Consider the following 12,697-nt stretch of genomic DNA (forward strand, 5'->3'; position numbering starts at 1 on the left):
CCGATGTCCGCTCTGTCCGCTACACAAAAAGACGAAGCGAACAAGCCGGACATGGCGACGGCGAATAAGCCGCTTTGTTGAATTCGGAGCTTCTCATCGCCGCGCCATTCCTCAAACGTTGGACGAAAAGCGGAGCTTAAAAGATCGTTCGCGCTTTGAGGTGAAAGAGAGACTTGCATTGGGAAAGGGGGTCAGTCAAGGTTTTCAACCTTTTGCTTGCGCGGGTTCCTCAGGTTTGGCTGAGTGAGCGTATGGCAAGGCAGCAACGGATTGAATTCGCCGACGCGATGTATCATTGCATGGCGCGGGGCAATCGGCGTGAGGATATCGTTTTTTCCGATAAAGATCGGGAAGATTTCGCCCTTTTGCTCGCTGAGTTGGTGGAGCGTACTGGTTGGGAGGTGTTCGCTTGGGTGCTGATGAGCAATCATTACCATCTCGTTTTCAAGACGCCTCAAGCCAACCTTGTCGAAGGGATGCGCTGGTTCCAGAACACCTGGACGAAACGGATGAATGCCCGGCACGGACACTGGGGGCATCTCTTTGGTGGTCGCTACAAGAGCGTGCTCGTGGAAGGAGACGCTCACCTTTCGGTGTTGATCGACTACGTCCATCTCAACCCATTTCGGGCCGGGTTGGTAAATTTGAGGAAGGGGCTTGAGTGTTACCGCTGGTCGAGCCTTGGCGACTACATGTTGCCTCCGCGCAAGCGCTCTGGCTGGGTGAGGGCGGATCTTGGTTTTGTGCAGCGGGGGTATGCTGGAGAGAGGGTGGCGGAGCGGCGCAGGTACCTTGCGCATCTTGAGGAAATTGCGCGACAGGAGAAGGGGATGCCCTCTGCTCCGGGGGAGGGAGAGCGGACCTTGCAGTCGAGTTTGAGACGAGGCTGGTATTTTGGTGGTGAATCGTTTCGGGAAAGCATGCTGGATCGACTAGGTGCGGGTCAGAAGCGGGAAGGGGGAAAGAAGAGGTATCGACGCGAGTCCGGCTATGTGGGCGAGCAGATGCGGGACCACGGAGAGCGTGAAGCGCGTCGGATCGTTCGTGCCGGTCTCCGCTTGGCGAAGATCGGGGCGGGAGAGTTGAAGTCGTTGCTGAAGGGGGACTGGCGTAAGCGGGTGATCGGGATGATGGTGAGGCGACATACGACGGTGAAGGTTGGCTGGGTCGCGGAAGAGTTGAAGATGGGGATCCCCACCAGGGCGGGACGATTGACGTTGCATTCGCCGACGACGAGTAAGTGGGGAAGTGATTGGAAGGCGGCGGCGAAGCTGTTGAAGGAGCTGGAAAGGGATTATAGAAAAGCTGAAAACCTTGACTGACCCCTAAAATGACCCCTAAAATGTTGACTGACCCCTAAAATGCTAAAATGTTGACCGACCCCTAAAACCTGTTTTGACTGACCCCTAAAACCTGTTAGATAGTGGAGCCCTTCTGCGAGGCGGGTTGCAACGAGTACTTCGGCGTGGACAGCAGGGCTGTCACTCGGACAGCGGCAGCAGGCTGCCGCAGTCCACGGCCTGCAGCGAAAACTGAGAGTTCTGGTGGCTTTATGATCGGTAGGCGATCGGCGGAGAACTCAGGCAATCATCAGGTCAGGATGTCATTGACGACCTTGGCGGGTTTGACGCCGATGAGTTTCTGGTCGAGGCCCTGGAAGGGGAAGGATAGTCTCTTGGCGTCGAAGCCGAAGAGATGAAGCATCGTCGCGTGGAGGTCCCGCACATGGACGGGTTTGTCGACGACCTGGTAGCCCATTTCATCGGTTTCTCCGTAGGAGATTCCGGGTTTCACGCCGGCACCGGCCATCCAGAGGGTGAAGGCATTCGGATTGTGGTCGCGACCGACGAACTTGTTGGCGTCGCCTCCGCCACGGTTTTCCTGCATCGAGGTGCGGCCGAATTCGCCGCCCCAGACGACGAGAGTGTCGTCGAGCATGCCGCGTTGTTCGAGATCGGTGAGGAGGGCGGAGATGGGTTTGTCGATCGAGTCGCATTTCCGGACAAAGCCCTTGTTGATGGCCTCACTTTCGGAAGCGCCATGGGAATCCCACCCCCAGTCGAAGAGCTGGATGAAGCGCACGCCGTTTTCCGCGAGACGCCGGGCGAGCAGGCAGTTGTTGGCGAAGGATTCCTTGCCCGGCTGGGTGCCATACATGTCGTGGATGTGCTGGGGCTCGTCCTTGATGCTCATCACCTCCGGCACGGAAACCTGCATGCGGTAGGCCATTTCATACTGGGCGATGCGGGTAATGGTTTCGGGATCGCCGAAGTCCTCGTGAGTCCTGGCATTGAGCCTGCCGAGCGAATCGAGCGCGGCGCGGCGGACATCGCGGGTGATGCCGGGCGGGTTGGCGGCGTTGAGGACGGGGTCGCCCGTGGAGCGGCACTGGACGCCCTGATAGACGGAGGGAAGAAAGCCGCTGCCCCAGAGCGAGGCTCCGACGCGGGGAAGTCGACCGCCGGAGATGAGGACCATGAAACCGGGCAGGTTCTGATTGTCGGTGCCGAGTCCCCAACTGACCCAGGATCCCATGGAGGGGTAGCCGAGGTTCTGGTGGCCGGTGTGGACGACGAGCTGGGCCGGACCGTGGTTGAACTGGTCGGTCTGCATCGTCTTGATGAAGCAGAGTTTGTCGGCGTGTTTGGTGAGTTCCGGCAACCGGTCGGAGATCCAGGCTCCGGATTGGCCGTGCTGCTTGAATTCGAACTGGGGTCCGAGCATTTTGGGAACGCCTTGAATGAAGGCAAAACGCTGACCTTCGAGATACTCCTGCGGGCATTCCTTGCCGTCGTATTTGGCGAGCGTTGGCTTGTAATCAAAGAGCTCGAGCTGGCTCGGTGCGCCGACCATGTGGAGGTAGATCACGCGCTTGGCCTTGGGCGCGAAGCTCGGAGCGAGGGCAGCGAGCGGATTGGAAGGGTCGTGATTGATCGAGACCTTCCCGGATGCGCCCGCGAGACCCTGACTGGCAAGCCACATGCCGCCGATGCCGGTGCTGCAGTCCCTGAGGAAGTGGCGGCGGGTCAGGTGTTGGAGTTCTTGCTGATGGAGGTGTTGAAGAAGGTTCATCGGGCAATGGTTTCGTCGAGGTTCAGAAGGACGGAGGCGACGACCGTGTAGGCGGCACCGTCGGGTGTTCCGGCAAGCCCTTTCATGGTGTCGGGGTCGTCGGCGTAGCGTTTTTCGAGATCGTCAAAGAGCTGCTGCAATTCGTCGAGGCGGTCCGCCGTCGCCTGCTGGGAGGTGGCAATCCGGTAGCCGTAGGCGAGGCGGGTGCGGAGATCCCCGCTGGCCTCGTATTTCATCCGTCGGGCGAGGCCCTTCGAGCATTCGTGGAATGCGGGATCGTTGAGAATGGTGAGGGCCTGAAGCGGGGTGTTGGAAACGAGGCGGCGTTTGGAACACATTTCCCGCGTGGGGGCGTCGAAGGTGATCATCGACGGGTAGGGGATACTGCGTTTCCAGTAGGTGTAGACCGCCCGGCGATAGCGGTCGGGCTTGCCTTCGGCCGGGGTATTCCACGGGTCCTTTCCAAAAGGTGTCCAGACACCGTCGGGAATCGGAGGGTAGGTTGGAGGTCCGCCGACTTGAGTCGTGAGCAGGCCGCCGGCGGCGAGGGTGGCATCGCGAGCCATTTCGCCCGTGAGTCTCTGGCGTGGGCCTCGGGCGAGGAAGCGGTTGAAACGATCCCGTTCCGCAAGCACGGGCGTCACCGTGGCATCCTGGCGGTAAGTGGCGCTGGTGGCGATTTCGCGGAGCAGGGTCTTCATGCTCCAGTTCATTTCCGTGGCGAAGCGAACGGCCAGGTCGTCGAGCAGCTCGGGGTGACTGGGCTTTTCGCCAGCCGAGCCGAGGTCCTCGGGTGTCGGAGCGAGACCGGTGCCGAACATCTCGAGCCAGAAGCGGTTGACGGCGACTCGTGCGGTGAGGGGGTTTTGAGGGGAGGCGATCCATTTGGCGAGATCGAGGCGGGTTGGCGTCTCACCGGCGACTTCGAGTGGCGGGAAGATCTCGGGTGTTCCCGCCTGCTCGATGGCCTCGCCCTTTTCCAGCCAGTTGCCACGGATGAAGAGGTGGGTGCCGCGCGCGAATTTGGGATCCCGTTCCTTCATGATCGGCACGCTGGTGCTCGGCAGGGATTTGAGTTCCTTCCGCGCCGCAGCGAGTTGTCTTCTCAAAGTTTCGGTGGTCGGGTCCGTATGCTGAACCGTCCAAGCCGGGTTGTCGGTCACCGCGAGACGGCCCCTTTTTGAAACCATCGGGAAACTGGCAATGATGGTGCCGCCGTTGTGAATGGTGACTTTCAAGCGAGTGCCGGGAGCGATGGTGACGGGTTCGCTGGGGATGACCACGGCATGGCGAGGTCCGAAGGTTTTTGAATAGGTGCCCCAACCGCGGCCTTTGCCGGTGATCGAGTTGTTAGGGTTAAACAAGGGATGAGCTTCGTCGGCGATGATCTCGGCGAGCTTCACGGAGGTTGATCGGTTCTCGGCATCGATTGTTTCCAGGGTGATTTTTTGAAGCAGGGCGCCCCACTCGGGGGTGTGGGCGGCCGTCTCTTCATCGAGCGGCAGGAATTCGACCTTCAGGGCGGTGACGGTGTCCAACTCGGTGGGGAAGGTGAGGTGGTAGACCGCTCCCGAGGCGACATTGGAATTGGCTCGATACTCTTCCACGCCGTCGACCGTCACGATGCTCAGCTCGGCTTTCTGAGCTTCGGCCTGAATTCCTTCGGCATTGTGCCAGCGGGTTGCGGCATCAATCTCCGAGCGAATCCGGTGAAGCTCGGCTTCGTTCGCCGTGATCGCATCCTGCAGCTCGTTGGCTTTCGAATAATTTACTTCGTCGATGGGAACCGTCAGCTTTGGAAGGTTCTCGCTCAGATCCGCATCCATGGTCTGATTGAAGAAGGCCATGAACTCATAAAACTCCTCGTGTTTGATGGGGTCGTAGGGGTGGCTGTGGCACTGGACGCAGCCGAAGGTGAGACCCTGCCAGACCTCCCCGGTGGTGTTCACGCGATCCAGAACGGCCGCGACGCGGAACTCTTCGTCATCGGTTCCGCCCTCATCGTTGACCTGGGTGAGACGGTGAAAGGTGGTCGCGATTTTCTGATCCAAGGTGGCGTTCGGCACGAGATCGCCGGCGAGTTGGTCGATAGTGAACTGATCGTAGGGAAGATCGCGATTGAAGGCATCGATGACCCAGTCCCGGTACTTCCAGACCTGCTGGCGGCGGTCGACGCCAAGGCCTTCGGAGTCGGCGTAGCGGGCAAGGTCCATCCACATGCTGGTCCAGCGTTCGCCGAAACTGGATGAGGCCAGCAGGCGATCCACTTGTTTTTCATAGGCATCCGGTGAGGTGTCGGCCTGGAAGGCATCGAGTTCCGCAAGGGTGGGAGGAAGACCGGTGAGGTCGAGCGATGCGCGCCGCAGGAGTGCGGCCTTGTTGGCTTCGGGGGAGGCTTCGAGCCCCTCGGCTTCGATCCGGGCGAGAACGAAGTGGTCGATCTTGTTGCGTGGCCATGATGCGTTTTTGACCTGAGGCGCTTGGTGGCTCTTCGGTGGGGCGAAGGCCCAATGCTCGCCCCATGGCGCGCCCTCCTTGATCCATTGGCGGATGACCTCGACTTCGGCGGGTTTGAGGGGCGGGCCGTGTTCGGGCTTGGGCATGACCTCGTCCTCGTCCGTCGAAAGGATGCGGACCATCATCTCGGAGGCATCCGGGTCCCCGGGAACGACGACCGTTTTCCCTGAATCGCCCTTGCCGAGCACCTGGTCGCGATAGATGAATGAAACGTCGCCGGCTTCCTTCACGCCGCCGTGACAGGCGGTGCAGTTCGCGTTGAGAATCGGACGCACGTCGCGGGCGAAATCCACCTCCGCCTGGAGTGGGAGGATCAGCGTGATGGTGAGAAGAGAAAGGCGCATCGTGCGTTCGAAATTGTTCGGATGAAAATGGACCATCTATTTGGCGAAAATGCGGATTTCATTGAGCCCGCCCCCTTGGCATTCGTGATCAACCGGACGCTCGGGATGGCGGAAGTGGGAAGCAACCACGCACTTGATGTAGCGGACTTCGGCCGGCTTGAAGGTGAAGTCGACGAAGGGGTAGCTCTGTCCGTACAGGGAGGGGTCGATGCGAGGGAGGCTTCCTTCCGTTAGATGAAAGAAGTTTTGGTTGTCGAGGGACCCCATCAGGATGAAGGAATCGATACCCCGGTCGTTGATGGATCGGTTGCCGGTGTTCTGGAGGGAGATTCGGGAAACGGTTTCCACGCCGAGGAGATCAACCGTGAATTCGCCGCTTTCTCCATCGGGTGCGAGCCAGAACGACCAGTCGCCCGGCACTCCGGAGTCATCGAGGCGTCCGTCGGTCAGGTTGTCTGGCGGGAATACCGAACCATGAGGACGGGTGCAGTAGCCTGGGCTCATGACGGGCTTGCCCAACGCCAGATTGTCCATGGAAGACGCGGAGGCGGCGTCGGTGCGGCGGAGTCCGTTGGCGAGGTGCACGGGTGACTCGTCGAGTTCGCTCAGGAATTCTCCGTTTCGGGTGACGGCGCGGCTTTCGCCACCGAGAAGCCTGGTTTCCTGCTGAACGCCATCGGGATCCCGCGTGCTGATTTCGATTTCACCTTCGAACACCTCGGTGAGCACCACGGGTTGGGATCCATCGTTGCCGACGGCGATACCGAACTCGGTTCCCCGGTCGATAAAGGCCCCGGCCGGGGTGTCGAGGCGGAATCCTTCCGCGCCTTCCGGAGCATGGACGGAGGCTCGGCCATGGAAAACGGTAAGAGCTTCCTTGTGATCGAGGCTGAAACGGCAAGGGCCTTCCAGGACGGCTCTCGCGCCGCTGGGATAGCCGACTTCGAGAATGCCGGAGAGAAGCTCCACGGACGTTTTCGAGGGGAGTCTGCCGAGTCCGAGTTCCCTGGCTCCCGAAGGCCAGGTCACTCCGGTGATTGAGAGAACTTCGGCTTTGGGTTGGCGGCTCTTCTCGGAGAGGAAGTCGGCGGACAAGATCGCCAGGGAAAGCAGGATCAAGGCGGCGATGCTGTAGGGGATGAAGCGGCTTTTCTTTGCGGAGTGAAGCGTCTGCGAACGATGGGTGACGAAGGCGGGGATGCTTCCTTCATCCCGTCTCAACAAGGCGCTATGGACTCGGAGAGCGCTACGATAGCGCTCACGATGTTCGGCGGACGCGAGCAGTTGACGATTCAACTCCTCACGGGTCGTCTGATCAAGTTCGCCGTCCAGGAGCTTCTGGATGAGATGATCGAGAGAATCCTCCTTCATGCCGTGCCGGGTTTGAGTTGGCGCTCGATGCAGAGCTCAAGGGATTTCCTGATGCGCAGCAGCGTGAGCGAGAGGGCCGTGGGTGATTTGGAAAGGGAGGCGGCAATTTCCTGCACTGAGGCGCCGGGTTGATAGCGATCGAGAATCAGTTGACGTTGCTTCGGCGGCAGTTTGGCAAGGCAGCTCTCCAAGGCCTCCGACATCTCAAGTTCGCCGGGTGCCTGATGGGCCTCGGCGGCAAGAATCTCCACCAGTTCGTCATCGAAAACATGGCGATCACGTGCCGAGTCGCGGCGTGCGGCCCGGATTTGATTGAAGGCAATGCCGAAGGCCCAGGGGAGAAATGGTTGTGCCGGATCGTAGTCGGAGGCCTTGCGCCAGAGCACGAGATTGGTTTCCTGGATCACGTCGTCCGCCAGCATCCGGTCCGGTAGCAACGAGAGCACGTAGCGATGGATCTCGGGCTGATGCCGAGCGATCAGGCCGACGATGCGTTCCTCGGCGTTGTCAGGGTTTCCATGCATTGCTACCCCATATTACCGCGCGGGGAGGAAATCTTTCCGAAAAAAACCGGGCAATGGGGTTAGGGAGCGTGCCGAAAGCGACGGCAGGCCTTTTGGGACGGGCGTTTCAGTGATCGTGGGAAACGTGCTCTTTGAGCATGTCCCTTCCGAAGTCGCCCTTCAGATCACGCCAGACCGTGTGGATGTGATTGGCGTTGTTCTGCACATTGGCAGCTTCGATGAGAAAGGTGGTTCCTTGGATCCGGTAGTAGAATGCTTCACCGGGTTTGGTCGAACCGGCCCAGCCAAAGCGGATTTTGTCGATCCCGTCGTCCTTGATCTCCTTGAAGTTCTCTTCCGCAAGATCGGCCCGGAAGCGTCCGGTGTATTCGGAGATGAGTTCCCAGAGTGCCTGCTGCTGCGATTCACTCATCTTCGCCGCTGAGACCCCGGCGGGCACGAGATGTTTTGCGACGCGGTCTTCGCCGGTCAGGATTTCCTTGGGGGCCTTGTGGCTGAAAATGACTTCCGTCTTTCCCGATTCATTCAACGCTACCGCCAGAGCACGGGCGAGGTCTTCTTCCGAGCCGAGCACCCGCAGATCCTTCATCTCGCCGTCGGCGACCTTGGCCGGATTCGCTCCCATGAAGGAGGGGGTGACTGAAACCTTCTCCCCAACGATGGTGATGTTGAGTGACAAGTGATGGCCTTCAAATCGGAAGCCCCAACCGTCGGGATCACCGGGTTCGCCAAATACGGCGGCATAGTATTTCTCGGGGTCCCGGCGTTCCGGGTCATTCTCGATGCCCGCCAGGACACTTTCCAACAGGATGATCTGCGCCGCCTTGTAGGATGCCTTCTCGCTCAAGGTGGCGGTGACCAGTCCGACCCCGGCATTCTTCTGGGACTCGTTCATGTCCTTCAGCGCGAGGCCGGCCCGTTCGCGGGGTGTGTAGTGCCAGTTCTCACGTTCCGCATCGTCGAAGGGGATCTTTGCTTGCTTGAGGTGAACGTCATCGAGGCTTTGGAGAAAAGTCTCGGCGGCTGCCTTGATGGCGGCTGCCGCGGAATCTTCATCGGCGAGCAGCGGGACGGTCAGCGCGAGGGCGAGCAGGAGGGCTTTCATGGAGATGGCTTGGGTTGTTGGAGAACTGCTTACTTGGCGATCGGAACGAGAGCAACTCTCAGGATCCGGTCATCGGAGGTGAGGAAAAGGGAGTTCTGTTCCGGACCGAAGGCGACATTGGCCGTTGGCCGACCGCAGAGCACGCGCCCGAGGAGTTTGCCTGTCGGGTCGAGGATCAGCAGGCCGCCGGGACCGGTGGCGAACACGGTGCCATCCGAGCGGACTTTCATGCCATCGGGCATGCCTGGCCCCTTGAGGTCCTTCGCGTTGACGAAGACGCTTCCTTCTTCGAGCGTTCCGTCATCCTTCACCGGATAAGCCATGATGACCGGGTGGGGGCCGTGGGATTGGGCGACGTAGAGGGTTTTCTCATCGGGAGAAAGGGCGATGCCATTCGGGCGGTCGAGTTCCTTGGTGAGCAGCGTGACGCCTTCGTCTTCGGCATAGCGGAAGACGCCGTGGAAATCGAGCTCGCGAAATTTTTCGGTATTCTGACGGGGCAGGCCGTACGGGGGATCGGTGAAATAGATCGCTCCGGAGGAATGGATGGTGAGGTCGTTCGGCGAATTGAAGCGGCCACCGGTTTGCAGGGGGTAGCGATCGGCAATCGTCATTTTTCCACCACCGTCGGTGAGGATGGAAAGGCGACGATCACCGTGTTCGCAGAAAATGAGTCGACCGTCCTTATCGAAGGCGAGTCCGTTGGAACCAGACTCGGATCCGTATTCCGAGGGGCCGGTGAAGCCGGAGGGTTTCATCCAGATGCTGGCTTCCGTGTCTCCCGGTTTCCACTGATAGATCGTGTTGCGGGGGACGTCGGAAAAGAGCAAGCGGCCTTCCTTTTCATCCCAGACCGGTCCTTCTGCCCAGTCGAAGCCGGTGCAGAGGGTCTCGATCGGGGTGCCGGGAGCGATGATCGCGTCGAGCGCAGGGTCGAGGCGTTCGATGGATTCCTCGGCGATGAGGGTGAGAGGGACCAGGAGTAGGGCCGAGAGGGCGGGAAAGAGGTGTGGCTTCATTTCGGCGGAGCCTAGCAGTGAGTTTCGGTGTGGCCAGTCAGGAGAACGATGAACTGAGTGTGAGTTGGTAAACGGGGAGGAGGCGAGGGTGTTTCTGTCCCATCGGGACAACCGATGATAGCCGGGGATTTCAATCCCCGGATCCGATAGTCAACACGAGTTGCATCGCGTTGGTGACGCTTCAAGTCTGGAACAGTCGTCTCCTAGTTGATGCGTCGGCCAACGCGACGCAGGAATTCTTCAACCGCGAAGTCCGTGGACTCGAAGTCCACGGCTAACATGAGTAGCCACTCCGTGGCTGAGGTCAGGCGGAGGCGGCTGAGCTAATCGGGAACGAGGCGGTAGCCCTCGCCGCGGACGGTGAGGAGATGCGCGGGGTTGGCGGGATCGATTTCGATTTTGCTCCTCAGCGCGGCGACGAAATTGTCGACGGTGCGCGTGCTGGGATAGGCGTGGTAGCCCCAGACGACGTCGAGAAAGGTTTCACGGGTGACGGTTTCACCCTTGCGGGAAATGAGGAGTCGGAGGATGCCGAGTTCCTTGGTGGAAAGTTCGGTGGAGGATCCGTCACGTGTTAGAGTGCGCTCATTGAAATTGATCGTGGCGGGGCCGATGGTGATTTCGTCGGGAATGGCGTCGGTCCGTTCGAAACGGCGGAGCAGGGCGCGGACGCGGGCGAGGAGCTCACGGAGGCTGAAGGGTTTGACAAGGTAGTCGTCGGCACCGCAGTCGAGTCCCTCGACGCGGTCATCGACGAGGCCTTTGGCTGTAAGCATGAGGACGGGCATGCGTTTTTCCCGCTGGCGTAAGGTACGGCACACCTCGTAGCCATCGAGCTTGGGCATCATCACATCGAGGAGAACCAGGTCGAAAGACTCGGTGCAAGCGAGTTCGAGTCCTTTCTCGCCATTGTCGGCGGCGCGGACATGGTAGCCTTCCGATGACAGGGCTTCGATGAGGGCACTGCGCATGGCGAGTTCGTCTTCGATAATGAGGAGGCGCATGGAATGAAGTGCCGAGTGATCAGTTAGCAGTGATCAGTGGAAGAGTGGTGCTGGGGGAGCGTTAGGGTGAAGGTGGCGCCGCTGAGGTTCATGACCGGGACGGTCATGCCACTGGAGGGTTGCTTGGGAGTGTTAAGGTGAAGGTGGCGCCGTTCGTTGGGGTGCTGGCGACGGTGATGGCGCCGCCGTGGGCTTCGACGATGTGTTTGACGATGCTCAGGCCGATGCCGGTGCCCTCGGTTTCGCGTCGGAGTTCGTTGCCGAGGCGGTGGAAGCGGTTGAAGATGTTCTGTTGCTCGCTTTTGGGAATGCCGGGGCCGCGGTCGGTGATGGTGATGACGACTTGGTCTTCTTCGTTGATCGATGATCGCAGTTCGACTGGGCTGCCTTCAGGCGAGAACTTGATGGCATTGTCGACGAGGTTGACGAGGGCTTGTTGGAGGGCGTTGGGGTCGACGGTGGCAGTGATGTCCGGGATGTCGAAGGCGAGGTGGACGCGGCGGTCTTCGGCGAGTGGCTGCATTAGGCGAAGGGTGTCGCGGAGGAGTGCGGAGAGGTCGGTTTCCTCGAAGTGGTATTGTTTGCGCCCTTCCTCGATCCGGGCGAAGTCGAGGACGTTTTCGATGAGGTGGGAGAGTCGGGCTCCTTCGCGGGCGATGAGGGTGTGGAACTCGGCGGGTTTGCTGACGCGTTCCTGCTGGAGCGATTCGGCCATCAGGCGGATCGAGCCGAGGGGGGCGCGGAGTTCGTGGGAGACGCTGGCGACGAACTGGGATTTGAGCTCGGCGAGGTGACGCTCGCGGGAAACGGTGCGGTGGATGGTGAAAAGTGAGATGGTGGCTGTTACAAGAGCTGCGGCGAGCAGGCCAAAAGTCCAGCGCTGCTGGTTACGGATCGAAGCTTCGAGGACTTCCGGGATTACCCGGAGCTCGATGAATAGGGGACAGTCGACGTCGACTTTGGCGGAGGCGAGCAGCGGTGGTAGAGAATCATCGCCATTCTCAGGCCATGGAATCGATGGAGAGTTGGCAGAGACGTAGATGCCGGCCTTCAGCGGACGCCGTGCAGACTCCAAGAACTCAAGGCTCTGTTCCGAGGTAAAGTAGTCGATGTGCTGACCCTTATCCCGGACCAATGCCACACTTAGGATCGAGAATTCGTCGTGGAATTTACCGAAGGAACCGGCCTCAACTCCAAACTGGCCGAGCGGTAATAGGCTCGCGTTGTGGCGTCGAACTTCATCCTGAACCCATCGGGAAAGACCCTCTCCTTCGAGCCTCAGTTTCCGGAGCGCCGGACCGGTGATCGAGGACGGTGCTTCGTCTATCAGCATCTTGAGGAGCATCGGGCGCGATTGGGATTGCGGGGCCAAGGCCGCTATGCGCAGCGCGGCGAGAACTCTCAAGGGCAGGCCACTTGCTGAGATTTCCTCGCCAGCTTGGTCGCGGAGTCTTCTAAGGGCTTCAAGATCGTCGGAAGAAAGGATTTCCTCTTTCGGAGAAGGAGGACCCGGCGTGGGCGGGTCTGGATAATCCTTGATGGTTCGAAACGATCGATGGATCTCCGAGGCGAAATCGGCGGCGATCTGAGGGGCGAGTTGTTCGGCGTCGGAACGGGCGTCAGCCCAGGCCGCCTTGAGCTGCGACTGCGTGCCCCACCAGGCGAGTAATGCAAGAACGACCAGCGGTCCGAGAACAGCGAGGTAGAGCCAGCGCAGCGATGGGGAGGCGGCTGGCATGAA

The 12,697-nt window shown here is 60.1% G+C and carries 9 protein-coding genes; 1 reads left to right on the plus strand and 8 read right to left on the minus strand.

Annotated elements, in window-relative coordinates; all coding sequences use genetic code 11:
* The first annotated feature begins 251 nt into the window (after nucleotides 1-251).
* Nucleotides 252-1,322: a transposase gene (locus tag WBG04_RS10285; protein WP_424314333.1), complete on the plus strand. Its 1,071-nt coding sequence runs from the start codon at nucleotides 252-254 to the stop codon at nucleotides 1,320-1,322.
* Nucleotides 1,323-1,590: 268 nt separating this feature from the next.
* Here the strand turns inward: WBG04_RS10285 and WBG04_RS10290 are convergent, their stop codons facing one another.
* The 8 genes from WBG04_RS10290 to WBG04_RS10325 all read right to left on the minus strand — a co-directional run bounded on the left by WBG04_RS10290 (nucleotide 1,591) and on the right by WBG04_RS10325 (nucleotide 12,694).
* The gene (locus tag WBG04_RS10290) at nucleotides 1,591-3,072 is read right to left on the minus strand and encodes a DUF1501 domain-containing protein (RefSeq protein ID WP_424314334.1); all 1,482 of its coding nucleotides are present in this window, start codon (nucleotides 3,070-3,072) and stop codon (nucleotides 1,591-1,593) included.
* Entirely contained in the window at nucleotides 3,069-5,933 is a 2,865-nt protein-coding gene (locus tag WBG04_RS10295) for a PSD1 and planctomycete cytochrome C domain-containing protein (RefSeq protein WP_424314336.1), read from the minus strand. The genes WBG04_RS10290 and WBG04_RS10295 overlap by 4 nt, the downstream gene beginning before the upstream one ends.
* Before the next feature lie 36 nt (nucleotides 5,934-5,969).
* On the minus strand, nucleotides 5,970-7,304 hold the full coding sequence (locus WBG04_RS10300) for a discoidin domain-containing protein (RefSeq protein ID WP_424314337.1): 1,335 nt from the start codon (nucleotides 7,302-7,304) through the stop codon (nucleotides 5,970-5,972).
* On the minus strand, nucleotides 7,301-7,828 hold the full coding sequence (locus WBG04_RS10305) for a sigma-70 family RNA polymerase sigma factor (protein WP_424314338.1): 528 nt from the start codon (nucleotides 7,826-7,828) through the stop codon (nucleotides 7,301-7,303). The genes WBG04_RS10300 and WBG04_RS10305 overlap by 4 nt, the downstream gene beginning before the upstream one ends.
* Nucleotides 7,829-7,934: 106 nt before the next feature.
* A complete protein-coding gene (locus tag WBG04_RS10310; RefSeq protein WP_424314339.1) occupies nucleotides 7,935-8,933 on the minus strand; it encodes a DUF3500 domain-containing protein in 999 nt (332 codons plus the stop codon).
* A gap of 29 nt (nucleotides 8,934-8,962) precedes the next feature.
* Complete coding sequence (locus WBG04_RS10315) at nucleotides 8,963-9,952, minus strand: SMP-30/gluconolactonase/LRE family protein (protein ID WP_424314340.1); 990 nt, start codon at nucleotides 9,950-9,952, stop codon at nucleotides 8,963-8,965.
* A 323-nt stretch (nucleotides 9,953-10,275) separates the two neighbouring features.
* Nucleotides 10,276-10,956, minus strand: a complete 681-nt coding sequence (locus WBG04_RS10320; RefSeq protein ID WP_424314341.1) for a response regulator transcription factor — start codon at nucleotides 10,954-10,956, stop codon at nucleotides 10,276-10,278.
* A 103-nt stretch (nucleotides 10,957-11,059) separates the two neighbouring features.
* Nucleotides 11,060-12,694 carry a sensor histidine kinase gene (locus WBG04_RS10325; protein ID WP_424314342.1) on the minus strand — a complete coding sequence of 545 codons (1,635 nt, stop codon included), beginning with the start codon at nucleotides 12,692-12,694 and terminating at the stop codon, nucleotides 11,060-11,062.
* Nucleotides 12,695-12,697 lie beyond the last annotated feature (3 nt).

This window comes from Haloferula sp. (assembly GCF_049672945.1).
Taxonomy (GTDB): domain Bacteria; phylum Verrucomicrobiota; class Verrucomicrobiia; order Verrucomicrobiales; family Akkermansiaceae; genus Haloferula.

Excerpts from the sequence above, each read along its gene's own strand:
- WBG04_RS10285 (WP_424314333.1), top strand. The coding sequence starts at position 252 with ATGGCAAGGCAGCAACGGATTGAATTCGCCGACGCGATGTATCATTGC.
- WBG04_RS10290 (WP_424314334.1), bottom strand. The coding sequence starts at position 3,072 with ATGAACCTTCTTCAACACCTCCATCAGCAAGAACTCCAACACCTGACC.
- WBG04_RS10295 (WP_424314336.1), bottom strand. The coding sequence starts at position 5,933 with ATGCGCCTTTCTCTTCTCACCATCACGCTGATCCTCCCACTCCAGGCG.
- WBG04_RS10300 (WP_424314337.1), bottom strand. The coding sequence starts at position 7,304 with ATGAAGGAGGATTCTCTCGATCATCTCATCCAGAAGCTCCTGGACGGC.
- WBG04_RS10305 (WP_424314338.1), bottom strand. The coding sequence starts at position 7,828 with ATGCATGGAAACCCTGACAACGCCGAGGAACGCATCGTCGGCCTGATC.
- WBG04_RS10310 (WP_424314339.1), bottom strand. The coding sequence starts at position 8,933 with ATGAAAGCCCTCCTGCTCGCCCTCGCGCTGACCGTCCCGCTGCTCGCC.
- WBG04_RS10315 (WP_424314340.1), bottom strand. The coding sequence starts at position 9,952 with ATGAAGCCACACCTCTTTCCCGCCCTCTCGGCCCTACTCCTGGTCCCT.
- WBG04_RS10320 (WP_424314341.1), bottom strand. The coding sequence starts at position 10,956 with ATGCGCCTCCTCATTATCGAAGACGAACTCGCCATGCGCAGTGCCCTC.
- WBG04_RS10325 (WP_424314342.1), bottom strand. The coding sequence starts at position 12,694 with ATGCCAGCCGCCTCCCCATCGCTGCGCTGGCTCTACCTCGCTGTTCTC.